This window comes from Roseateles sp. P5_E4, from assembly GCF_054049255.1.
The window spans coordinates 1-23194 of sequence record NZ_JBFUMS010000003.1 but is presented as its reverse complement, the minus strand read 5'-3'; the positions used below and the strand labels follow the sequence as shown (position 1 = coordinate 23194).

Here is a 23194-nt window from a genome sequence, read left to right as displayed (position 1 = left end):
GAGGTCAGCGCAGGCCGCTCGACGTGGCCGGCGCATTCGACATAGGGGTGCTCAGGAAGCGCGCCAGCTCGAAGGGGCTGTCGAAGTCGCGCTGGCTGCCATCGTCCAGCACCACGCGGGCGCTGAACGCACCCGGCCCCGGTGCCCACCAGCTGAGCAGACCGCAGCGCGGCGCCGCGAGTGCTCGCAGCCGGGTGGTGTTCTCGTCCATCGACATGCGGCGACTGTGGTGGCCAGGCGTTGCGGCAGCGTTGCGTGGCGCGTGGGCTTCAGGGTTCGCGGCCGGAGCGTTAAGCTGCCGCGCCTTCACGGAGCAATTCATGCGCGCAGCCTTCAGCCTTCTCGCCCTCGTCATCGTCGCGGCCATCGTGCTGTCGCTGGTCAAGAAGCAGGCCTCGGCCTTGAAGCCGCCGCCTGGTTCACCGGCGGCCAGTGCCGCCCTGCCCATGCCAAAGGCCGTTGGCGAGCAGGTGCAGAGCAGCGTCGACGAAGCCGCCAAGCGTGCGGCCGAGGCCGCCTCCGCTGCCACCAATTGAGGCCGTGGCCGGCCATAAGCTCTTCTTCGCGCTGCGGCCGGATGAACAGGCGGCCGAGCGCATTGCGCGCGCCGCAGCCGCCGAACATGTGGCGCGCGGCCTCGTGCCGCGGTTCAGGCCGAGCCGCATCTTCCACATCACGCTGCACTACTTCGGCCGCTTCGAGGGTGAGCCTGACCCGCAGCTCGTGGCGCAGGCGATGCGCGCGGCGGCCGAGCTTGTCTGGCCGGCCTTCGACGTCGGCTTCGAGCGCTTTGCGAGCTGGGGTCGCGAAGGCGCACGCCAGCACCCCTTCGTCCTGACCGGCGGCCAGAGCCTGGAGGCGGTGCGCGAGCTGCGCGACGCGCTGGCTGATCGACTGGTCGACCATGGCCTGCCGGCAGTGAAGGACTATGAGCCCCATCTGACGCTGCGCTACGACAAGCGCCCGGCGCATGCCTGGGAGGTCGACCTGGCGGGCTGGACGGCGAGCGAGCTCGTCCTCGTTTCCAGCCCCCAGGGCCTGACGCAGCATGACGTCATCGCACGTTGGCCGCTGCAGGGCTGAGGTCTGCTCCTACAGCCCTTGAAGCTGGCGGCCGACGGGCGCGTGGTTGCGGATCGACCACGATCAAGCAACCCCTGCCAGCGGAGGCCACCATGATCCTCAAGCCCGTTCTTGCCGTCCTCGCCACCTCGGCCCTGACCATGAAGCTGGTCCAGCACCTGGGCCAGAAGCATCACCAACGCCGCGTGCGCCACGACGGTAAGCAGCATCGCGAAGATGTCAGCCGCTGGGAAGCAGAGGGCGGCAATCTGCCGGAGCCCCAGCTGCCGGCCAAGCGCTGAGTCAGCCGTCGACGATGGCTTGAGCGAGCACCCGAACGCTCAGCGGCGCCGAGCCTTCGGCCTTGTTGGAAATGGTGATGAAAGCATCCTGCCCGGCGCCCGCGGTGCCGCGGATGATGCGGGTCAACTCGGCGCGCGTCTCGGGGTCGGGGTCCAGCATCTCATTGAACTCGCCATAGCGCTTCTCGGCCTCTTCGTAGCCATAGGGGCCGTGCAGGCGGTTCAGGTTCCATCGCACCACCAGCGGCCCCGGCCACAGCGCGCGCAGCAGCGGCAGTTGCTCGGCCAGCGGCGGCAGCTTGGGATGCAGGCCGACGCAGTAGCGCGCGCCCGTGTCGCGCAGCAGGGCCGCGAGATCCGGAGTCAGCCAGGCAGCGTCGCGTACCTCGACAGCGATGACGCCCACAGGTGGTTTTGGCAGCGCCAGCAGCAGCGCATGCAGCCGGTCGAATTGCTCGCTCATGCGCGCAAGCAGTGGCCCGGGCAAGGGGCTGAGCTGGAAGACGAGGGCGCCTATCGTGGCGCTCAGGCCTTCGAAAGCGGGCTCGATGAAATCCTGCATTGCCGCCGTCGGATCCAGGAACAGCGGGTTGAGTTCCTGGCCGCGTCCGTCCTCGCTGCGCAGCAGCGCATCCGTGACGAGGCTGGGTGCCTTGACCGTGAATCGAAAGCCCTTGGGCACCTGTTGCGCTTGCCGCTCGAAGTCGCTTGCGGCGATCGGCCGGTAGAAGCCGCGGTCGATGCCCACGGCGCGCAGCAACGGGTGGGCGGCGTAGGCGGTCAGGCCGGTCTTGGACAGCGTGGCCTCGCTGTGCTTGCCGGCCCAGACCAGCCCCTCCCAGCCGGGGTAGCTCCAGGTCGAGGTGCCGAGGTGCACGTGGGGCGACAACGCCGCAGCAAGCGCTTCGTCCGCGGCCATGGGCGGCGCGGGCTGCACGCCGCGCGGGCGCTTGAGCGGCAAGTCGCCGCCGAACAACTCGTCCTGCATCAGAACATCAGGAATTTCAGCAGGACGATGTTCACACCCAGCAGCAGCAGCGCCGTGGGCCATTGCGCGCGGATGACGGCGTTTTTGTCCTTCAGCTCGAGCAGGGCGGCGGGGATGATGTTGAAGTTGGCGGCCATGGGCGTCATCAGTGTGCCGCAGTAGCCGCAGAACATGCCGATGGCGGCCATCACGGCCGGGTTGCCGTGGTGCATGCCAAGCAGGATGGGGATGCCGATGCCGGCCGTCATGACCGGGAAGGCCGCGAAGGCATTGCCCATGACCATAGTGAACAGGGCCATGCCCAGGGCATAGGCCGCCACCGCGAACAAGGCGTTGTCGACGGGGATATAGCTGGTGGTGAGATGGGCCACGGCCTTGCCGACGCCAGCGTCGGTGAACAACAGGCCCAGCGTGGCCAGCAGCTGCGGCAGCAGGACCGCCGGCCCCATGGTCTCCAGCAGGCGGCGCGCCTCGCGCAGGGCCTGCATGGGGCGTTCGCGCGTCATCCACAAGGCGCCAACCAGGCCGACCAGCGCGCCGAGGCCGACGCTGATCAGCGTGACATTCTTAGGCTCGACGAGCAGCAGGCCGCCGACGCGGACCTCCTTCAAGGTCAGCGTGCCGACCAAGGCCAGTGTCGTGATGGCCAGGATGGGCAGGAAGAGCTTGTTGCCCAGGCGCGCGGCGCTGGCCTGGCGTTCGGCCGGCTCCCGCTGGCCATGCTTGCCGATGGACACGCCGCCCAGGCCGCCGAGTGCGGCAAGCATGAGGACGATCAACCCGCAGACGACGGGCGGCAGGTTGTCGCCGACAAGGTAGATGACGGCCCACAAGGCCCAGAACAGGCCGCTGCTCCAGCGCCGCGGATTGCTGTGGTCGTGGCAGGTCAGCCAGGCGACGATGAGCAGCGCGGCACCGGTCAGCAGGAAGAGCTGATCGAGCTTGAGGAGGGCGGTCATGGCTTGGCTTCCTCTTCAGCACGGGCGCGGGCGATGTCCTGCGGCAGGCGATGGTCCATGCGGATCAGCCGCGCGGCGTGGATGACGAAGGCGGCGATGGCCGTCGGGATGCCCCAGAGGGCGATGTGCAGCGGGTCGGTGACGATGCCGTTCTCGGCCAGGAAGGTCTGCATCAGCACGATGGAGCCGAAGGCGACGAAGATGTCCTCGCCGAAGAAGAGGCCGACGTTGTCGGTCGCCGCGGCCATGGCCTTCCACTTGTCGCGCACGGCCTGTGGCACGGGGCCGTGGGTCTTCTCGGCGGCGGCCTCGGTCATGGGCGCGACCAGGGGCCGAACCATCGGGGCATGACCGCCGAGGGACGTCAGGCCCAGCGCCGCGGCGGTCTCGCGGATGAAGAGATAGACGACGAGCAGGCGGCCCGCTGTCGCCGAGCGAATGCCTGCTATCCACGCCTGGGCGCGCTCACGCAGGCCGTGGCGCTCCAGCAGGCCGATGATGGGCAGGGGCAGCAGCAGGGTCAGCGGCAGGTTGCGCGTCTTGACGAAGCCGGTGCCGAGCTTGGCGAGGATGAGGTCCGGCGGCAGCTTGGCCGCGAGGCCGGTCGCGATGCCGGCCACCGCGACGACGAGGACGGGGTTGAAGCGCAGCACGAAGCCGACGACGACGACGGCGACGCCGATCAGCGGCCACAGGGAAACATCAGCGGTCATGAGAAGACTCCGGTCAGGGGCGCAGTTGCACGCCGGCTTGGGTGAGGGCCGTGTGGATGGCTCGGGCGAAGGCGAGGGCGTGGGCGCCGTCGCCATGCAAGCAGATGGTCTGGGCCTGCAGGGGAACGGTCTCCCCGGTGACGGCCTGCACGACGCCTTCGCGCACCATGCGCAGCGTGCGGGCGACGGCTTCGTCGGTGTCTTCGACGAAGGCGCCGGGCAGGCTGCGTGGCACCAGACTGCCGTCGGCGCGGTAGCCGCGGTCGGCGAACACCTCGGCCACGGCGCGCAGGCCGGCGCGCTCGGCCGCCTTCAGCAGCTCACCGCCGGCCAGGCCGTAGAGAGCCAGTGCTGGGTTGACGTCGAGCACGGCGGCGGCGACAGCATCGGCCAATGCCGGATCACGCGCGGCCTGGTTGTAGAGGGCGCCGTGCGGCTTGACGTGATGCAGTCGGCCGCCGGCCGCGCGCACCAGGGCGTCGAGGGCACCGATCTGGTAGATCAGGTCGGCTTTCACATCGGCCGGCGCGAGCTGCATCTCGCTGCGGCCGAAGTTCTCGCGGTCGGGGTAGCTGGGGTGGGCGCCGATGGCCACGCCGCGTTCCAGTGCTGCGACCACGGTCGTCTGCATCAGCCGCGCATCGCCGGCATGCCAGCCGCAGGCGATGTTGGCGGAGCTGACGAGGGCCAGCAGCTCGGCGTCGTCGGGTGCGCCTTCGCCGAGGTCGGCGTTCAGGTCGACATGCATAGGGCAGTCCTCAGTTGGGCCAGCGTGGCCTGGCGCTCGCGCAGTGCGGCGAGGGCCTCGTCGGTGGTGCAGGGGGTGAAGCGCAATGTGGCGCCGAGGCGCAGCTGGCCGAGCTTCCACAGGTCGGCGCGGATGACGACGCCGATCTTGGGATAGCCGCCTGTCGTCTGCGCATCGGCCAGCAAGACGATGGGCTGGCCCGAGGGCGGCACCTGGATGACACCCGGCAGCACGCCGTGCGAGGCCAGTTCGGCGCCGCGCTCGCGCTTCAGCTCGGGTCCGACGAAGCGGTAACCCATGCGGTTGCTTTGCGGCGTGAGCTGCCAGTCGGCCGTCCAGAAAGCTTCGCGCGCAGTGGCAGAGAAGTCCTCGTGCTCGGGGCCGGGCAGCACGCGCACGCTCGCGCCCCAGTCAGGCGCGCGGATGCCGATGCTGCGAGCGGGCAAGCGCTCGGGCGCGGCCAGCGGCAGCACATCGCCATCGCGCAGCGCCCGACCACCGAGCCCGCCGAAGCCGGCCTTGAGGTCGGTGCTGCGCGAGCCCAGGGCGGCGGGCAGCGCGATGCCGCCGGAAACCAGCAGATAGCTGCGCATGCGCTCGCGCGGCGCGGCGAGCTTGAGCGTCTGGCCGGCCTGCACGCGCTGCCGCCACCAGGGCCGCAGCGGGCGGCCGTCGAGGCTGGCATCAGCATCGGTGCCGGTGACGGCAATGCAGCAGTCGACTGCAAAGCGCAGCGTGGCGGGGCCGAGGGTGAACTCCAGGCCGGCGTCGTCGACCGGGTTGCCGACGAGCAGATTGCCCCAGGCGAGCGCGATGTCGTCCAGCGCACCGCAGCGGCTGATGCCGCGGTCGCGCCAGGCCTCGCGGCCGAGGTCCTGCACGGTGGTCAGCGGGCCGGCGCGCAGCAACTCGATCATGCGAGGTCCGCCACGAAGCGCACGCGGTCACCCGGTGCGAGCAGCGTGGGCGGCTCGGCCTTGGGGTCAAACAGGGGCAGGGCGGTGTGGCCGATGAGCTGCCAACCTCCCGGCGTGGCCAGCGGATAGATGCCGGTCTGCGCGCCGCCGATGCCGACGCTGCCAGCCGGCACTGCCGTGCGGGGCTCGCTGCGGCGCGGCGTGTGCAACGAGGCGTCCAGCCCGCCGAGGTAGGCAAAGCCGGGCTGGAAGCCGATGAAGTAGACGATGTACTCGGCCTCGGTGTGGCGTTGCACGACCTCGTCGACCGAGAGGCCGCAGTGCGTGGCGACGTCGCCCAGGTCGGGGCCATGCGCGCCGCCGTAGTTGACGGGAATCTCGACGAGGCGGCCCGCCTGCTGGCGCCGCAGCGGCCTGGCCCAAAGCGCGCGGGCGGCCTGCTCGAGCGCCTGACCGTCGGTGTGCAGCGGGTCGAAGGTCAGGGTCAGGTTGTTCATGCCCGGGATCAGGCCGAGTACGCCTTCGGCCTGCGCCAGGCCTGCGCCGAGTTGCCAGATGCGCTGCTGGTGTTCGATCGCGATGGGTGCATCGACCGCGCAGCACAGCGCCGCTTCGCCCAGGGGGCGAATGAGGAGGTCGGGCAGCGCGGTACTCATTTGAATTTCAATAAAACGTATACGATTTGTATTCGAGACGTGTTTATCATGTCAATCATGGTTCGCAGCATCGTGTCTTCCTCGCATCTGGTGTCTGAAAAGAGCGCCGAGCTGTCGGAGTTCGAGTTCGGCCTCATCGTCGTCAGCAATGCCTTCAACCGCTGGATGGTGCGCTGCATGGCCGCCGCCGGCATGAAAGACCTGGCGGCGCTGGACATTTCGCTGCTGCACCACGTCAACCACCGCGACCGCAAGAAGAAGCTGGCCGACATCTGCTTCGTGCTGAACGTGGAGGACACCCATGTCGTCGCCTACTCGCTGCGCAAGCTGGTCGGCATGGGGCTGGTGAGCAGCGAGAAAATCGGCAAGGAGGCCTTCTTCTCAACCACCGAGCAGGGCCAGGCGCTGTGCGAGGCCTACCGCCAGGTGCGTGAGCGCTGCCTGATGGAGGCGCTGGCGGACAGCGGCCAGCAGAACCAGGACATCGGCGACAGCGCGCAGCTGATGCGGTTGCTGTCGGGGCTTTACGACCAGGCGTCTCGGTCAGCGGCATCGCTCTAAACTGCCTGCCTTCATGACAGTGCCTATCTTCACGCCAGCCGACGAGCAAGCCATGCGGCTCGCACTGGACCAGGCGCAGAACGCCTGGCTGGTGGGTGAGGTCCCGGTGGGCGCCGTCATCATGCGCGGTGATCAGGTCATCGCCACCGGCTACAACCGCCCGATCACGACGCATGATCCGACGGCCCATGCCGAGATCGTCGCGCTGCGCCACGCCGCCACTTTGCTGGAGAACTACCGCCTGCCCGAGTGCGAGCTCTTCGTGACGCTGGAGCCCTGCGCGATGTGTGCGATGGCGCTGATGCATGCGCGCTTCAAGCGCGTCGTGTTCGCGGCGCGCGACCCGAAGACGGGCGTGGCCGGCTCGGTCATCGACTTGTTCGGCCAGGCGCAGCTCAATCACCACACCGCCGTCGAAGGCGGGCTGTTGGCGGACGCGTCGGCGCAGCTGCTGCGCGACTTCTTCACCGAACGCCGCGAGGCCGCACGTGCGCGCCGTGCCGAACGTCAGGGCCTGATCCCGACCGGCGAAGCCACCGAACTGGACGAATCCTGATGACCTCACTCACGTTGTTCACGCCGTCGGGTGTCCTGGCCAAGGCCGAGCCGCTGAAGCGCGCCGCCAGGCGGCTGACGCAGCTGGGCTTCGAGGTCAGCACCGACGCCGATGCGCTGGCCAAGCATCAACGCTTCGCTGGCGACGACGCGGCGCGCCTCGCGGCCCTGCATCGCATTGCCGATGCGGCGCCTTCGGTGGCACTGGCCACGCGTGGTGGCTATGGCCTGACGCGCCTGCTCGACCAGCTCGACTGGGGCCGCATCGCGCGCAGCGTCGAGCAGGGCACGCGCTGGGTCGGCTACAGCGACCTCACGGCGCTGCAGAACGGCCTGATCGCTCGCCACAAGGGTTTGTCGATGTGGGCCGGCCCGCTGGCGTGCGACGACTTCGGCCGCAGTGAGGCCGATGGCGGTGTCGACGAGATCACGCGCGACTGCTTCCTGGAAGCCATGAGCGGCGCGCTGGAGGCCGTGGGCTTCCGCGAACCGACCGGTGGCTTCGATGGCCTGGAGGCGCGCGGGCGCCTGTGGGGCGGCAACCTGACCGTGCTGTGCTCGCTGCTGGGCACGCCGCACTGGCCCAAGGTCAAGGGCGGCATCCTGTTCCTGGAAGACGTCAACGAGCATCCCTACCGCGTCGAGCGCATGCTGCTGCAACTGCAGCAGGCCGGCGTCATCGACGCGCAGGCCGCAGTGCTGCTGGGCGACTTCAGCGGCGCAGCCAAGTCGCCGCTGGATCGTGGTTATGGCATCAAGGACGCCGTCGCCGCGCTGCGCGCCCGCACCAAGACGCCGGTGCTGACGGGACTGCCTTTCGGCCATGTGCGCACCAAGGTCTGCCTGCCGGTCGGTGGCACGGTGGAGCTCTATGTGCAGCGGCGCGAGGCCATCCTGGGCTGGCAGTCGGACCCGCGCCTAGCGCACGGCGCGCATCACCACGATGACGACTGCGGCGATGACTGCGGTCACGACCATCACCATCACTGAAGTCACCCCGGGTTTTCCTCGCCGCTTTCTCGGGGGCGGGCAGCGTTGTATAGACGAGTGCCCGACTATGATTCCCGCTATCGCCTCGGCCTGCTGCCGGGGCGCTTGTCGTTTGAGGGTGTCGGCGTGGCGGGAGTTTTCGGTTGGGCGGTGAGAGCCTTGAGCGCGTTGGCGTTCGGCCTGCTGTCCGGTTGCAACAACAGCCCCCATCCTCTCGGCGCCGAGCGCGAGAACACGCTCTACACGGCCTTTGCCGAGCGCTCGCCGCGCTACCTGGACCCGACCTCGTCGTACACGGCGCCCGAGAGCACCTACACCTACGAGATCAGCGAGCCGCCCTACGGCTACCACCCGCTCAAGCGGCCCTACACGCTGATCCCGCGTGCGGCCGCCGAACTGGCACAGCCTCACTACCTCGATGCCAAGGGCCAGCGCCTGCCCGACGACGCGCCGGACGAGCAGATCGCCGAGGCGGTCTACGACATTCCCATCCGCCCGGGCCTGAAGTGGTCGCCCCACCCGGCCTTTGCGAAAGACGCCAAGGGCGGCTACCTCTACCACCACCTCAAGCCCGGCGAGCTGGGCGACAAGCGCAGCCCCTTTGACTTCAAGCAGCTGGGCACGCGCGAGGTGGTCGCCGAGGATTTCGTCTATGCGCTCAAGCGCCACGCCAACCCGCGCATCGAGACCCCGGTCCAGGCCGTGTTCTCCGAGCACGTCCTGGGCCTGAAGGACTATGTTGCGCAGATAAAGCGCGAAAGCGCCAGCCAGCTGGCCGGCCAAGCCGAGAGCCTGGCGGACAAGCCCTTTCTCGACTTGCGCCGCTGGCCGCTCGCCGGGGCGCAGGCCGTGGGCGACCACCTGCTGCGCATCCGCCTCAAGGGCCGCTACCCGCAGTGGCGCTACTGGCTGGCCACCAACTTCACGGCCGCCATCCCCTGGGAGGTGGACGCCTTCTACGCCCAGCCCGGCATGGCCGCCAATTCGCTGACCTGGAATCAGTGGCCGGTGGGCAGCGGCCCCTTCATGATGACGGAGTACGTGCAGGACCGCCGCCATGTGATGAGCCGCAATCCCCACTACCGGCCCGACACCTACCCCTGCGACGGCAGCCCCGGCGACGCTGAGGCCGGGCGGCTGGCGGATTGCGGCAAGCGCGTGCCCTTCGTCGACAAGGTCGTGGCCATCAACGTGAAGGAGAAGGTGCCAATCAAGGAGCTGTTCAAGCAGGGCTATCTCGACCTGCCCGAGATGGACCGCGCCGACTGGGGCGTGAACCTCGCGGTCGACCGCGACGACTCCGACGAAGTGCGAGCCTTCTTCGAGCAGCGTGGCTTCCAGCTGCCGATGGATGTCGACATCAGCAGTTGGTACCTCGGCTTCAACTGGCTGGACCCGGTCGTTGGCAAGGGCGACACGCCCGAACAGCAGAAGCGCAACCGCGCGCTGCGCCAGGCCATCTCGATTGCCATCGACTGGGAGGAGGGCTATGGCCGCATCTTCCGCGACAAGGGCGGCGACGCGGCCCACGGCCCCATCCCGCCGGGTGTGTTCGGATCGAAGGAGGGCGAGCCCGGTGAGTTCAACCCGGTGACGCACACACTCGTCAACGGCAAGCCCGTGCGCCGGCCGCTGCAGGACGCCCTCAAGCTGATGGCCGAAGCCGGCTACCCCGACGGCCGTGACGTGAAGACCGGCAAGCCGCTGGTGCTGAACTACGACTTCCAGCGCGTCATCACGCCCGAACTCAAGGCCGAGAACGACTGGATGGTGCGCCAGTTCGCCAAGCTCGGCATCCAGCTCGACATCCGCGCGACCGACTTCAACCAGTTCCAGGAAAAGATCCTCAAGGGCAAGCACCAGATCTTCTGGTGGGGCTGGTTCGCCGACTACCCCGACGCCGAGAACTTCCTCTTCCTGCTCTACGGCCCCAACAGCAAGAGCCTGCACGAGGGCGAGAACACGGCCAACTACGCCAACCCTGAGTTCGACCGCCTGTTCCGCAAGCTGCAGTCGCTGGAGGACGGGCCTGAAAAGGCGCGCGTGATGGCGCAGATGAATGACATCGCCCGCCAGGACTCGCCATGGGCCTGGGGTTTCTGGAGCTACTCTGGCGTGGCTTTCCAGCGCTGGGTGCACAACGGCAAGCCGGGCGTCGTCGTGCGTGACCGCGCCCGCTACCTGCGCGTGGATGCGCAGGAGCGCACGCGCAGCATCGCCGAGTGGAATCGGCCGGTCTGGTGGCCGCTGCTGCTGCTGGCAGGCGGTGGGCTGGCTGTCTTCATCGCGACGCGTCGCGCCTGGCAGGCCCGCGAACAAGCCACCGAGAGGAAAGCCTGATGCTGGGCTTCATGCTGCGCCGCCTGGGCTATGGCCTGGCCATCCTCGTCGGTGTCAATCTCTTCACCTTCTTCCTGTTCTTCTCGGTCAACACGCCCGACGACATGGCACGGCTGAACATCGGCGGCAAGCGCGTCACGCAGGAGCAGATCGAGAAATGGAAGACCGAGCGCGGCTATGACAAGCCGCTGTACTTCGACGCCAGCAAGTCTGGGGCGGAGCGCGTCACGCACACCATCCTGTGGGACCGTTCCATCAGCCTGTTCGCACTGGACTTCGGCAAGAGCGATGCGCGCCAGGCCATCAACATCGGCCACGAGATCAAGGTGCGCATGGGCGTCAGCCTGCAGCTGGCACTGCCTCTGTTCATCCTGCAGGTCATCGTCAGCATCGCCTTCGCGCTGCTGCTGGTGTTCTTCCGGCACAGCAAGATCGACTTCTGGGGCGTGGTGCTGTGCGTGCTGATGCTGTCCATCAGCAGCCTGTTCTACATCATCGTCGGCCAGTTCCTGTTTGCGCGTGTGCTCAGGCTGGTGCCGATGAACGGCTTCGCGCCGGGGCTGGATGCGGTCAGGTTCCTGGCCCTGCCCATCCTGCTGTCGCTGCTGTCGCGGCTGGGTGGCGAGGCGCGGCTGTACCGCGCGATGTTCCTGGAGGAGATGGGCAAGGACTATGTGCGCACCGCACGCGCCAAGGGTCTGAGCGAGGGCCGGGTGCTGAGCCGCCATGTGCTGCGCAATGCCCTCATTCCCATCATCACCAGCGCCGGCAGCTATCTGCCCTACGTTTTCCTCGGCAGCCTGGTGTTCGAGAGCTTCTTCGGCATACCGGGCCTGGGTGCCTTCGTCATCGAGGCCATCACGGGTCAGGATTTCGCCATCGTGCGTTCCATGGTCTTCCTCGGCGCGCTGCTCTACATCGCCAGCAATGCGTTGATCGACATCGCCTACACCTGGGTGGATCCGCGGGTGAGGCTTTCATGACGATGGCCCCCACGTTCACTTCGTTCACTGCCCCCCGAGGGGGCGCTCATGCCCTTCGGACGGCCGCGCGGACATGAAACTGGTGCTGCTCTGGACCGACATCGCGCTGTGGCTGGTGGCAGCGGCCGTCGTCGCTTACGCGTTGCGAGTGAGGCGCCAAGCCAATCTGCGTGCGACGTGGCGGCGCGTGCTGCGTGATCCGGTCGCCGCGTGTGCCGGCGTTGTCATGGCGCTCTTCCTGCTCCTCACGCTGGCCGACAGCATTCACCTTCGACATGCGCTGCTGTCGGGCCAAGGTGAGGCCGCCGTCTACGACACGCGCACGCTGTCGCTGCTCGACCTGGTCCTGCAGCGCCAGATCGGCATGCGTGAGGTCAGCTACTCATTGCCGCTGGGCACGCGTGGCTTCAACAAGGAAAGCGTCACCGACGCCCAGGGCCAAGTGAGCCGCGACTACCCGCGCCTGCAGTTCGGTGGCGCGCACCTGACCGACCCGGCGACGCAATGGTCGGCCGACGTTGTTGCGCGCGCTGCCCTGGGCCTGGCGGGCGGCCTGCTGGCCGTCGGGGTGATGGTCGCGCTGACCGCCGCGGCCCTGGCCCGTCATCACGGTGGCTGGCGCCACGGGCTGGCCGATCTCGCTGCCGACCGCACCTACTACCCGCTGCGTGCCATGCTGATCATGCTGGCCGTCATCGCGCTGCTGGCCGGGCCCGTCATCGCGCTGATGCCGCACTACCACGTCTTCGGCACCGACCGCACCGGCAACGACGTGCTCGTGCAAGCCCTCAAGAGTGTGCGCACCGCCTTCGTCATTGGCGCGCTGGCTACGCTGGCCACACTGCCCATCGCGCTGCTGCTCGGCGTGCTGGCCGGCTACTACAAGGGCTGGGTCGACGAGGCCATCCAGTACCTCTACACGATGCTGAGCTCGGTGCCCAATGTGCTGCTGATCGCCGCCTGCGTGCTGATGGTCCAGGTCTTTCTGGACAAGAACCCCGAGCTCTTCGAGACGGCCGCCGAGCGCTCGGACCTGAAGATGCTGATGCTCTGCCTCATCCTCGGCCTGACCGGCTGGGCCGGCCTGTGCCGCCTTGTGCGCGCCGAGACCTTGAAGCTGCGCGAGCTTGACTACGTGCAGGCGGCGACGGCCTTCGGCGTTGGCGACTTGGCGATCATGGCCCGCCACATCGTGCCCAACGTCATGCACCTGGTGCTGATCACGGTCGTGCTGAGCTTCTCCGAACTCATCCTGTACGAAGCCGTGCTGACCTATGTCGGCGTCGGCGTCGACCCGGTCATGAACAGCTTCGGCAGCATGATCAACCTGGCCCGCGCCGAGATGTCGCGCGACCCGGTGGTCTGGTGGAGTTTCGCGGCGGCCTTCGGTTTCATGGTTGGCCTGGTGTTGGCGGCCAATCTGTTTGCCGATGGCGTGCGCGACGCTTTCGATCCCAAGGCCCGCTCCACCCGGCCGCGTGTCTTCCAGCGCAAGGGGGTCGCCGATGCTTGAGATCGACGACCTGCGGGTTCAACTGGATGCCGACGCGGGCCTCGTGCGTGCCATCGACGGCCTGCATCTCGCGCTGACCCGCGGCGAGACCTTTGCGCTGGTCGGCGAGAGCGGCTGCGGCAAGAGCATGACGGCGCTGGCGTTGATGCGCCTGCTGCCCGAGAACGGCCGCATCGCCGGTGGTGCCGTGCGCCTGGACGGGCAGGACCTGCTGGCGCTGCCCGAGAGCCGCATGCGCGAGGTGCGCGGCGGCCGGGTGTCGATGATCTTCCAGGAGCCCTCGACCAGCCTGAACCCGGTCATGCGCGTGGGTGACCAGATCGTCGAGGCTATCGAAGCCCATACGCCGCTGCGCGGCACCGCGGCGCGTGCCAAGGCCATCGACTGGCTGGCGCGCGTTGGCATCCCAGAGCCGCAACGCCGCATCGACGACTACCCGTTCCGCCTGTCGGGCGGCCAGAAGCAGCGCGTGATGATCGCCATTGCGCTGGCGGCCGAGCCGGAGTACCTGATCGCCGACGAGCCGACGACGGCGCTGGACGTGACCATCCAGGCGCAGATCCTCGACCTGATCCGCGACCTGCAGCGCGAGCGCCAGCTCGGCGTGCTGCTGATCACCCATGACCTGGCCGTCGTCAGCGGCATGGCCCACCGAGTGGCGCTGATGTATGCGGGCCAGATCATCGAGGTGGCGCCAGCCGCCGAGTTCTTCGCGGCGCCCAAGCACCCCTATGCCCGGTTGCTGCTGCAGGCTTTGCCCGGTGCTGCCCGGCGCGGCGAGCCGCTGGCGGCCATCGCCGGCACGGTGCCGCCGCTGTGGATGGCATTCGCCGGTTGCCGCTTTGCGCCGCGTTGCGACAAGGCCATGAGCCACTGCGCAACCACCGCACCGGCGCTGGCCGAAGAAGGCCCGCAGCACCAGGTGCGCTGCCTGCTCTACAGCCAGCCGGGCGAGGCCTTGCCGCGAGAGCCTGCGGTCGCCAGGGTGTTGATGGCAGCGGCGCCGGGGCAGGGCGAGCCGCTGCTGGACGTGCGCGACCTGTGCGTGCGCTTCGCGCTGAAGGCGCCGCTCTTTCACCGCGGCCCGCGCTATTTCAACGCGGTGGACGGCATCAGCTTCCAACTCCATGCCGGCCGCACGCTGGCCCTGGTCGGCGAATCCGGTTGCGGCAAGACGACCTCGGGCAAGGCCATCGTGCAACTGCTGCGCCGACAGGCCAGCATCAGCGGCCAGGCTCTCTTCGAAGGCCAGGACCTGTTCAGGCTGGCCGGCACTGCACTGCAGCAGGCTCGGCGCCACATCCAGATCATCTTCCAGGACCCGTTCGCGTCGCTGAACCCGCGCATGCGCGTCGCCGACGTGCTGGAGGAGGGCTTGATCGCGCTGCGCCCCGACCTCGACGCCACCGCCCGCCGCGAGCGCCTGCACACCCTGGTCGACCAGGTCGGCCTGCGCCGCGACGCCCTGCAGCGCTGGCCCCACGAGTTCTCCGGCGGCCAGCGCCAGCGCATCGCCATCGCCCGCGCGCTGGCGGTCGAGCCCAGGCTGATCGTCTGCGACGAGCCGACGTCGGCGCTGGACGTCTCCGTGCAGGCCCAGATCCTCAATCTGCTGCGCGAACTGCAGCGCGAGCAGGGCCTAGCCTATCTCTTCATCACGCACAACATTGGCGTGGTCGAGTACATCGCTGATGAGGTCGCCGTGATGCAAGCGGGCCGCGTCGTCGAGCGCGGAAGGTGTGATGAAGTACTCAGACAGCCAACTGCAAGCTTTACGCAAGTTTTACTGAAGGCGGTGCCCCGGTTGGTCTCGATCACGTCGCGCGTAGACAACGGCTAGGGTTTGACACTAGGCCTCGTAACTCCGAGAAACCGTTTCGTATCAATGGCTTACCGCCGATTGGCGCGGTCCTAGGTGCATGTACGGGGAGGGGGGCGATGCTGCGACCGCACAAACTTCCGGCACCCCAAATCTGAGCTGATCGCTCAGGCCAAGGATCGGCCCTACCCAGGGCCAGCACCGCCTCACCACAAAGGCGGGCATCCATCCATTCAGGAGTGTCAATGTTCAAAAAATCCATCATCACCAGCGCCGTCCTGGCCTTGGCCGCAACGAGCGCGCTGGCTCAGGACGCACAAAAGCTGGAACGCATCGAGATCACTGGCTCCAGCATCAAGCGCATCGACGCTGAAACGGCTGTGCCGCTGACCATCGTCACGCGCGAATCCATCGACAAGTCCGGCGCCTCGAATGTCCAGGAACTGGTCGACCGCCTCAGCTCGAACAACGGCGGTGGCCGCTCCCTCGGTGAGTCCATCGGCGACTCCGCCGCCACCGGCCAGACCGGCGCCTCGCTGCGCGGCCTGGGCCGCGAGCGCACCCTGGTGCTGCTGAATGGCCGCCGCCTGGCAATCTACCCTTTCGCCGGCGCCGGCGTTGACCTGAACGCCATCCCCCTGGCCGCCATCGAGCGCATCGAAATCCTGCGCGACGGCGCCTCGTCGACCTATGGCTCCGACGCCATCGGCGGCGTCATCAACTTCATCACCCGCAAGGATTTCCGCGGCGGTGAAGTGACGGCCGGCTACGAGCAACCCCAGGGCATCGGCGGCAAGATCGCCTCGGCACAGGGTGGCATCGGCTTTGGCGACCTGGCCAAGGACAAGTTCAACATCCTGGGCACCTTCAGCTTCCAGGAATACGACGTGATCCGCGCGGCGGACCGCGATTTCGCCGCGACCGGCAATCGTCCGGACATCGGCGTTGTCAAGTCTTCGGGCAACACCTTCCCGGCCAACGCCTACAACGCCACGACGGGTGCCTACATCCCCGGTGTCGCCAAGTTCCCGACCTGTGTGCTGCCGGACAGCTTCCCGGGCGGCGCCAACTGCCGCTACGACTACACCAGCAAGATCGACATCGTCCCCGCATCCACACGCATCGGCGGTCTGGTGCGCGGCACGGCCGAGCTGAGTTCCGATCACCAGCTGTTCGCCGAGCTGTCCTACTCCAAGAACGAGATCATTCTGGGCTCGTCGCAAACGCCTTCGAGCACCACGGGCCGCGACGACTACCTGTACCCGGCTGGCGGCAAGTACTACCCCACTGCTGCCGTGGACGCGTCCAGCAGCAAGGGCTATCGCGGTGACCTCGTCATCGCCTGGCGCATGGTGGACGGCGGCCAGCGCCTGACCAGCGTGACCAACAGCATGACCCGCGCCCTCGTGGGTGCTGAGGGCCAGCTCGCAGGCTGGGATTACAAGGTCGGCCTGATGAAGGCCACTTCCAAGGCCAGCGAAGACTTCCTGACTGGGAATTTCTCTGACACGCAACTGGTGCGCGTGCTCAAAACCGGCAACGTGAATCCCTTTGGCCCGAACGACGCGGTCGGTTTGGCCTTGCTGAAGGAAGCCGAACTGCACGGCAACAACCGCGCCTCCAAGACGACGTTGAATGCCTTCGACCTGTCCGCAACGCGCGAACTGTTCGCGATGGCCGGCGGTAACGCCGCCATCGCCGCGGGTCTGGACATCCGCAAGGAAGAGTATCTGGACGGCTACTCCGAAATCGCCGGCTCCGGCGACATCGTGGGTGGTTCGGGCAACGCCGGTAAGGTGCGTGGCGAACGCAAGACCACGGGCATCTACGCCGAGCTGAACCTGCCGGTCATCAAGAACTTGGAACTGAATGCTGCCGTTCGTGGCGACCGCTACAGCGGCGCCAAGGGTGAGTCGCGTGATGGTTCCTTCAGCTCGCCCAATCTGTCGTCCACCAGCCCCAAGTTCAGCCTGCGCTGGACGCCGATGAAGGAACTGCTGGTGCGTGCCTCGGTGGGCAAGGGCTTCCGCGCTCCCGCGCTGGACAACCTGTATGCACCTTCGGCCGGCACCAACACGGGCGGCAATTTCACCGATCCGTACTACAACACCCTCAAGGGCTGCGCGCAGTTCCCCGATCCCAACTACTGCGACACGCAGCTGACGGTGATCAACAACAGCAACCGCAACCTCAAGCCTGAGAAGTCCAAGACCGCCACGATCGGCATGGTCTTTGAGCCGATCAAGGATCTGTCGATGGAAGTGGGTTACTTCGACATCAAGATCACGGACGGCATCAAGGCACTCAGCGGCGACGACATCCTGAAGGACTGGTTCTCCCACCAGACCGGCGCTACGACCAGCACCTCGGTCTACTCCAGCCGTTTGGTCAAGAACGCCCAGGGCTATCTCGACCACGTCGAGGCTTCGCTGGAGAACGTCGGCCAGGCCAAGGTCTCGGGCTTCGACCTCTCGGCCAAGTACCGCATTCGCACCGCGATGGGCAGCCTCACACCGAGCTGGGAAGCGACTATCGTCACCAAGAGTAGCGAAACCAATGTCGTGACGGGTGATGTTGAAGACACCTTGGGCAAGTACCTGCGGGGTGGCCCGGTGGTGCGAGTCAAGCAAAACGTCAGCCTCGACTGGGACACCGACGCCTGGGCAGGCGGCGTTCGCTACTTCCGTCAAAGCGGCTATCGCGACTACGACGAGGTGCGTCACGTGCCCAAGTACGACCTGTGGAGCCTGCAGGGCCAATACAAGGGCGTGAAGAACCTGGTCCTTACAGCCGGCGTCTTGAACCTGCTCGACAAAAAGCCGCCGACGACGGTCCAGGAAGACTATTTCCAGGTCGGTTTCGACCCGACCTACGCCGACGTCAAGGGTCGCAGCTTCTACGTGCGCGCCAACTACAAGTTCTGATCCGCATCGATCGAACAGAATCCAGCAGGCCTTCGGGCCTGCTTTTTTATTGACGTTCAACCTTTCCATGGACTACATCAATCCGGCTCTCGACCTGAACCAGCTCACTGCGCAGTTCGGCCGTGACCGCCGCCTACTGATCCGCGATTTCTTCAAACCGGATGTCGCCGATGCCTTGGCTCGCGCCGTCGAAGCTATCGACTGGAGCTTGTGCTATCGCGACGCTGAGGGCGACCGTCGGCTGACGGGCGAGCAACTGCGCGGGCTCGGTGAAAACCAGCGAAGCCATCTGAGCAACGGCATCATGGAAGTCGCCCGCCGCCAATTTCAGTTCTCCTTTTTTACTGAATCCCTCGCGGATGCAATGAATCGCGGCGAAACCGGGCTACTGGCACGTTTCATACGCTGGATGGCCGATGAGAACTTTCTGAACGTGATGCGCGACATCACCGGCGTGCGGGAGGTCAACCGCGTGTACGCCCAGGCGACGATGTATGCCCCGGGGAGCTTCCTGCTCGCCCACGACGATCACGTTGACGTCGAAGACCGACGCCTGGCCTATGTCATCAACCTGACGCGGCAATGGCGACCGGACTGGGGTGGTCTGCTGAACTTCAGCGAGCGCGACGGCACCGTCAGCGACAGCTTCTTCCCGCATTTCAATTCACTCTCGCTGTTTGCAGTGCCGCAAACCCACTTCGTCTCCTATGTGCCGCCGTTTGCCCAGGGCCAACGCAACGCCATCACCGGGTGGTTGATTGCTGCTTGAAAGGGTGGCCTCGCCTGAACCCTCCGGCTTTGTCCGCCTTTTGTGTCCAGATGCATGTAATCGCGCTGTTTCGCTTGCCCGGGTTAGCCCCAGGAAGTCGTGACAAAAGCGACGGCTAAGATGCCGGCATGGCCAGATTTGGCCGGTGGTGTAGTCTCTCGCTGCGCCTGGTTCGTGGCGATGAAACGCGTGCCCGACGGCTCTACTGCCACCGGGCGTTTTTTTTGCCTTGAACAGGTGTAAAGAGGCTTTACACACCGGCGGCACTGCGTGTTTTCGACGAGGCGGAATCGTTGCTTCCGCGATTTAGAATCCACGCCCTTCGGGAACCAGTTCACGGCAGGAGCGCAACTTTCGCCGTGGCGGTGGCCGCTTGTCCGAGAAGAGTCATTGACTGTGATTTGTAGTTGCAAGAAGGAGCGCGCATGAATTTTGCGCAGGAGAAGCAGGGCGCATCCCGGTTCACGGGCTTCGGCATCGTCGTCCTGATCCACGTCGTGGCCATCTACGCGCTGGCCAGCGGTCTGGCTCGCGATATCGTCAAGAAGGTCACCGGTCCCATCGACGTCAAGGTGATCGAAGAGAAGGTCAAACCGCCGCCGCCGCCAGAGAAGGTGGTGCCTCCGCCGCCGGATCTCAAGGCGCCGCCTCCGCCTTTCGTGCCGCCGCCCGAGTTCCAGGTGACCGCACCCGCGCCGCCGGCCCCGGCCATCGTTTCCACGCAGGTTCAACCGCCAGCCGCCGACATTCGCCCGGCGCCGCCGCCGGTGGTCGCTGCACCGCCTCCGCCTGCTCGCACGGGCCCCGTCAAGGCAGCCATGGTCTGCACCAAGATGGGCAAGCCTGAAATGCCGTCGGTCAACTGGAGCGGCGAAGCTCTGTACAAGGCTATCGCCACCGTGAAGGCAGGCCGTGTCACAGCCGTTGAAATCACCTCGCAGCGTGGTGGCGTGGATCGCAAGGCGCAGCGCGCCCTGATCCAGGCCATCGAAGCTACTCTGCGTGACACCTACGAATGCCCGGGCGATCACGTGTTCGAGCAGGAGTTCCAGTTCAAGATCGACTAAGAGACCTGCTTAGAACCCGGCGCCAGACCGGCGCTTTCAGAACCGCATCAAAACAGAATTTTTCCTAGGAGTTGACTCCATGATTTCTCGCATCACCGGCTTCCTTGCCGCCATCGCCATGGTCGCGACCCTGGCCGTTTCGCCTGCCCACGCGCAAGATCAGAAGCCGGCCGACGCCGCCTCGGCCGCCGTGGTTGACGCCGCCGCCGCTCCGGCTGCTGCCGCCTCCAAGCCGCAAGACAACCCCTATGGTCTGGCCAACATCGTTGCCCATGGCAACGTTGTCGACCAGGTCGTGCTGTTCATCCTGGCCATGATGTCCATGGGTTCCTGGTACATCCTGGTCGTGCGCCTGTGGGACACGAGCAAGCTGTCCTCCGAAGCCAAGGAAGTCCGCGCCACCTTCTTCAAGAAGGCCAGCCTGGCCGATGGCATCCGCAGCCTGAAGGAAGAAAGCGCCTTCCGCTACATCGCCACCACCGCCATCGAGGCTTCGGAGCACCATGAGGGCGCCCTGACCGAGAACATCGACCACAGCAGCTGGGTGACGATGAACGTCGACCGCGCCGTTGCCGACGTCAACACCAAGATCTCCGCCGGCCTGGGCTTCCTGGCGACCGTCGGCTCGACCGCTCCCTTCATCGGCCTGTTCGGTACGGTGTGGGGCATCCTGAACGCGCTGACCGCCATCGGTCTGGCTGGCCAGGCTTCCATCGACAAGGTCGCCGGCCCCGTGGGCGCCGCGCTGATCATGACCGCTATCGGTCTGGTCGTCGCCGTTCCGGCCGTGCTGGGCTACAACTGGCTGGTGAACCGCAACAAGGGTGTCATGAGCCAGGTTCGTTCCTTCGCCGGCGATCTGCACGGCGTGCTGATGGGCAACCGCTCGGTCGCCAAGCGCTAATTCATCCCTGAGCAGCCGCTCGTAAAGGAGCCAATGCCATGGGCATGAACGTCGGATCCTCTTCCGGCGATGACGAGGTGGTCTCGACCATCAACACCACGCCCCTCGTGGACGTGATGTTGGTGCTGTTGATCATCTTCCTCATCACCGTGCCGGTGGTGACGCAGTCGATCGCGGTGAATCTCCCCAAGGAGACCAACCAGATTCGCGTCACCAAACCGGAAAACATCGAAATCTCGGTCAGCAAGGACGGCGACGTCTACTGGGGTACCAAGCTGATTCCCGACATGGAGGAGCTGGTCAAGCGCCTCGGCAAGGAGTCGGTCAAGAACCCGCAGCCCGAGGTCCATATTCGCGGCGACGACAAGGCGCGCTACGAGTCGGTCGGTCGCGTGATCTTCGCCAGCCAGCGTGCCGGCATCATGAAGGTCAACTTCGTCACCGAGCCGCCGGCTCGCAACTGATCCCAGGAGTCAAACATGGGAATGAATGTCGGAAGTTCGTCGGGAGATGGTGACCCCGAAGTCATGATGGACGTCAACACGACGCCGCTGATTGACGTGATGCTGGTGCTGCTGGTGATGCTCATCATCACCATCCCCATCCAGCTGCATACGGTCAACCTGGACATGCCACCGCCGAGCACGACGCCGCCTCAGCAAGACCCGGTCGTGCACACCGTCATGATCGACTTCGACGGCACTGTCTACTGGGATGAAGCTGCGCTGGCGAACAGCAAGGACGCAGTCGACGCCAAGATGCAGGAAATCGGCGCGATGCCGATCAGCGATCAGCCTGAAATCCATATCAAGCCGAACAAGCTGGTGGACTACGGCGTCGTTGCGGCGGTAATGGCCTCGGCCCAGCGTAACAGCGTCAAGAAGATGGGCATGGTTGGTAACGAGCAATTCGTCAAGTGACGTCTGCGGGACCGCTGACCACGATACTGTGATGCGCGCTGCCCGAAAGGGCGGCGCGTTTTTGCTTTGCAGGAGAGCAAGTTGAAGACTCTGAAAACCATGGTGGCCGTCGCCGTTGGCGCCCTGGCCCTGACCCTGAACGGCGCGCCCGGCGCGGAGTTCGGCTTCAGCCAGGCGGCCGCCCAGGACAGCGTGCGCAAGGAAGTCGGCACGCCGCTGACCGAGGCCAGCAAGTTGGTCAAGGCCGGCAAGTACAAGGAAGCGCTGGGCAAGCTGCGCGATGCCGAAGCCGTGGGTGGACGCACCGCCGGCGAAACCAACGCCATCGAAGGTGTGCGTTTCTCCGCCGCGATGGGCGCCAACGATCCCGACACGATGGCGCGCTCCTTTGACGTGCTCAAAGGCGCGGGCAAGCTGGGCCAGGCCCAGCAGCTGCAGTACATGGAGGCCATCGCTGGCACCTATCTGCGCAACCGCGACAACGGCAAGGCCCTGACCTGGGCGCAGCGCTACTTCAAGGAAGGCGGCAACAGCCCGACCATGAAGCAGGTGCAGCAGAACGCGCAGTTCCTGTCCGGCGACATGACATCGACCATCAAGGACACGCTGGACGAAATCGCTGCCGACGAGCGTGCGGGCCGTGCGCCACCCAAGGACAAGCTCAACCTGCTGCTGTTCGCGGCCCAGAAGAAGGGCGACGGCAACGCGGAATCCGTGGCGACCGAGAAGCTGCTGAACTTCTATCCGGATCCCAAACTGTGGGCCCAGATCCTGGGCGGCCTGCCGCAGAAGAAGAGCTTCGACAGCAGCCGCTACGCGCTGGATCTTTATCGCCTGCGCCTGGTCACGGGCAACATGTCGCGCGGTGCCGAGGACTACATGGAGATGGCCCAGCTGGCCGCTCAAGCAGGCTATCCGGAAGAGGGCAAGCAGGTCGTCGACAAGGGCATGGCTGCGGGCGTTCTGGGGCAGGGAGCCGAAGGCGCCCGCCACAAGCGCCTGGCCGACCTGATGGTCAAGAAAATCGGCGAAGCCAAGGCCGCTGCAGCGGCCAACGAGAAGGCTGCCGCGGATGCCAAGGATGGCAACGAGTTCGTCAAGCTGGGGCTGGCCAATGCCTTTGGCGGCAACGCCAAGAAGGGCGTCGAGCAGATCGAACAAGGTATCGCCAAGGGCGATCTGAAGCGCCCCGAAGACGCCAAGCTCTACCTCGGCCTGGCCCACCAGCTGGCCGGCGAAAGCGCCAAGGCACAGGCGGCCTGGAAATCGGTCAAGGGCAATGAAGGCGCCGCTGACCTGGCGCGCCTGTGGGTCATCCAGTCGCGTTCAGCCAAGCGCTGATCGTTGGGGATCTCTAAATGAAAAGGGCCTGGTGCGAACCAGGCCCTTTTTCATTCCGCTGCCCGTTCGATACTGGTATTGCGGGCCGAGCGCTGGGCCTGCCATGGGCCAGAGGCCCATGGCCTTCCGTAGGCACAAGCAGTCCGCAGGGACTGCTTGTGTC

General features: G+C 66.3%; 24 protein-coding genes. 17 read left to right on the top strand and 7 right to left on the bottom strand.

What is annotated here, in order from left to right; genetic code table 11:
* Positions 1 to 4: 4 nt before the first annotated feature.
* Entirely contained in the window at positions 5 to 217 is a 213-nt protein-coding gene (locus ACXJLH_RS07185; RefSeq protein WP_457349882.1) for a hypothetical protein, read from the bottom strand.
* A gap of 103 nt (positions 218 to 320) precedes the next feature.
* On the opposite strand from ACXJLH_RS07185, the gene ACXJLH_RS07180 reads away from it, so the two are divergent.
* The 3 genes from ACXJLH_RS07180 to ACXJLH_RS07170 all read left to right on the top strand — a co-directional run bounded on the left by ACXJLH_RS07180 (position 321) and on the right by ACXJLH_RS07170 (position 1364).
* Entirely contained in the window at positions 321 to 536 is a 216-nt protein-coding gene (locus ACXJLH_RS07180; protein ID WP_457321476.1) for a hypothetical protein, read from the top strand.
* Positions 537 to 540: 4 nt separating this feature from the next.
* Positions 541 to 1083 (top strand): 2'-5' RNA ligase family protein, encoded by a 543-nt coding sequence (locus tag ACXJLH_RS07175; protein ID WP_457443187.1) that lies wholly within the window; start codon positions 541 to 543, stop codon positions 1081 to 1083.
* A gap of 92 nt (positions 1084 to 1175) precedes the next feature.
* Complete coding sequence (locus ACXJLH_RS07170) at positions 1176 to 1364, top strand: hypothetical protein (RefSeq protein ID WP_056197841.1); 189 nt, start codon at positions 1176 to 1178, stop codon at positions 1362 to 1364.
* A 1-nt stretch (position 1365) separates the two neighbouring features.
* Here ACXJLH_RS07170 and ACXJLH_RS07165 read toward each other — a convergent pair whose 3' ends face one another.
* From ACXJLH_RS07165 to pxpB, 6 genes are read right to left on the bottom strand one after another with little or no spacing between them, the layout of a single operon-like run.
* Entirely contained in the window at positions 1366 to 2352 is a 987-nt protein-coding gene (locus ACXJLH_RS07165) for a DUF72 domain-containing protein (protein WP_457443185.1), read from the bottom strand.
* Positions 2352 to 3311 (bottom strand): DUF979 domain-containing protein, encoded by a 960-nt coding sequence (locus ACXJLH_RS07160; protein ID WP_457443183.1) that lies wholly within the window; start codon positions 3309 to 3311, stop codon positions 2352 to 2354. The genes ACXJLH_RS07165 and ACXJLH_RS07160 overlap by 1 nt, the downstream gene beginning before the upstream one ends.
* Positions 3308 to 4024: a DUF969 domain-containing protein gene (locus ACXJLH_RS07155; protein ID WP_457443181.1), complete on the bottom strand. Its 717-nt coding sequence runs from the start codon at positions 4022 to 4024 to the stop codon at positions 3308 to 3310. Before ACXJLH_RS07155 ends, ACXJLH_RS07160 begins: the two co-directional genes overlap by 4 nt.
* A gap of 13 nt (positions 4025 to 4037) precedes the next feature.
* Complete coding sequence (gene pxpA, locus ACXJLH_RS07150) at positions 4038 to 4772, bottom strand: 5-oxoprolinase subunit PxpA (protein WP_457443179.1); 735 nt, start codon at positions 4770 to 4772, stop codon at positions 4038 to 4040.
* Positions 4757 to 5689 carry a 5-oxoprolinase subunit C family protein gene (locus tag ACXJLH_RS07145; RefSeq protein WP_457443177.1) on the bottom strand — a complete coding sequence of 311 codons (933 nt, stop codon included), beginning with the start codon at positions 5687 to 5689 and terminating at the stop codon, positions 4757 to 4759. The genes pxpA and ACXJLH_RS07145 overlap by 16 nt, the downstream gene beginning before the upstream one ends.
* Entirely contained in the window at positions 5686 to 6345 is a 660-nt protein-coding gene (gene pxpB / locus ACXJLH_RS07140) for a 5-oxoprolinase subunit PxpB (RefSeq protein WP_157281628.1), read from the bottom strand. The genes ACXJLH_RS07145 and pxpB overlap by 4 nt, the downstream gene beginning before the upstream one ends.
* 48 nt (positions 6346 to 6393) lie before the next feature.
* Between pxpB and ACXJLH_RS07135 the strand changes: the two genes are divergently transcribed.
* From ACXJLH_RS07135 to ACXJLH_RS07070, 14 genes are all read left to right on the top strand, one after another.
* Positions 6394 to 6906 (top strand): winged helix DNA-binding protein, encoded by a 513-nt coding sequence (locus tag ACXJLH_RS07135; RefSeq protein WP_056197829.1) that lies wholly within the window; start codon positions 6394 to 6396, stop codon positions 6904 to 6906.
* A 13-nt stretch (positions 6907 to 6919) separates the two neighbouring features.
* Entirely contained in the window at positions 6920 to 7462 is a 543-nt protein-coding gene (tadA, locus tag ACXJLH_RS07130) for a tRNA adenosine(34) deaminase TadA (RefSeq protein WP_457443175.1), read from the top strand.
* A complete protein-coding gene (locus tag ACXJLH_RS07125) occupies positions 7462 to 8451 on the top strand; it encodes an LD-carboxypeptidase (protein WP_457443173.1) in 990 nt (329 codons plus the stop codon). The genes tadA and ACXJLH_RS07125 overlap by 1 nt, the downstream gene beginning before the upstream one ends.
* Before the next feature lie 150 nt (positions 8452 to 8601).
* On the top strand, positions 8602 to 10791 hold the full coding sequence (locus ACXJLH_RS07120; protein ID WP_457443554.1) for an ABC transporter substrate-binding protein: 2190 nt from the start codon (positions 8602 to 8604) through the stop codon (positions 10789 to 10791).
* Positions 10791 to 11774: an ABC transporter permease gene (locus tag ACXJLH_RS07115; protein WP_457349902.1), complete on the top strand. Its 984-nt coding sequence runs from the start codon at positions 10791 to 10793 to the stop codon at positions 11772 to 11774. Before ACXJLH_RS07120 ends, ACXJLH_RS07115 begins: the two co-directional genes overlap by 1 nt.
* Before the next feature lie 73 nt (positions 11775 to 11847).
* A complete protein-coding gene (locus tag ACXJLH_RS07110; protein WP_457443172.1) occupies positions 11848 to 13287 on the top strand; it encodes an ABC transporter permease in 1440 nt (479 codons plus the stop codon).
* On the top strand, positions 13280 to 15127 hold the full coding sequence (locus ACXJLH_RS07105) for an ABC transporter ATP-binding protein (RefSeq protein WP_457443170.1): 1848 nt from the start codon (positions 13280 to 13282) through the stop codon (positions 15125 to 15127). Before ACXJLH_RS07110 ends, ACXJLH_RS07105 begins: the two co-directional genes overlap by 8 nt.
* Positions 15128 to 15351: 224 nt before the next feature.
* Positions 15352 to 18030, top strand: a complete 2679-nt coding sequence (locus tag ACXJLH_RS07100; protein ID WP_457349908.1) for a TonB-dependent receptor — start codon at positions 15352 to 15354, stop codon at positions 18028 to 18030.
* Between the two features lie 67 nt (positions 18031 to 18097).
* Positions 18098 to 18799, top strand: coding sequence for a 2OG-Fe(II) oxygenase (locus ACXJLH_RS07095; RefSeq protein ID WP_457324272.1), 702 nt, complete (start codon positions 18098 to 18100; stop codon positions 18797 to 18799).
* A 425-nt stretch (positions 18800 to 19224) separates the two neighbouring features.
* Entirely contained in the window at positions 19225 to 19866 is a 642-nt protein-coding gene (locus ACXJLH_RS07090) for a hypothetical protein (RefSeq protein WP_056197813.1), read from the top strand.
* 79 nt (positions 19867 to 19945) lie between these two features.
* Complete coding sequence (locus ACXJLH_RS07085) at positions 19946 to 20770, top strand: MotA/TolQ/ExbB proton channel family protein (protein ID WP_056197812.1); 825 nt, start codon at positions 19946 to 19948, stop codon at positions 20768 to 20770.
* Between the two features lie 38 nt (positions 20771 to 20808).
* Complete coding sequence (locus ACXJLH_RS07080; RefSeq protein WP_056197810.1) at positions 20809 to 21234, top strand: ExbD/TolR family protein; 426 nt, start codon at positions 20809 to 20811, stop codon at positions 21232 to 21234.
* Positions 21235 to 21249: 15 nt separating this feature from the next.
* Positions 21250 to 21690 (top strand): ExbD/TolR family protein, encoded by a 441-nt coding sequence (locus tag ACXJLH_RS07075; RefSeq protein WP_200955287.1) that lies wholly within the window; start codon positions 21250 to 21252, stop codon positions 21688 to 21690.
* Between the two features lie 81 nt (positions 21691 to 21771).
* Positions 21772 to 23031, top strand: a complete 1260-nt coding sequence (locus ACXJLH_RS07070; protein WP_457443169.1) for a hypothetical protein — start codon at positions 21772 to 21774, stop codon at positions 23029 to 23031.
* Positions 23032 to 23194: the final 163 nt, after the last annotated feature.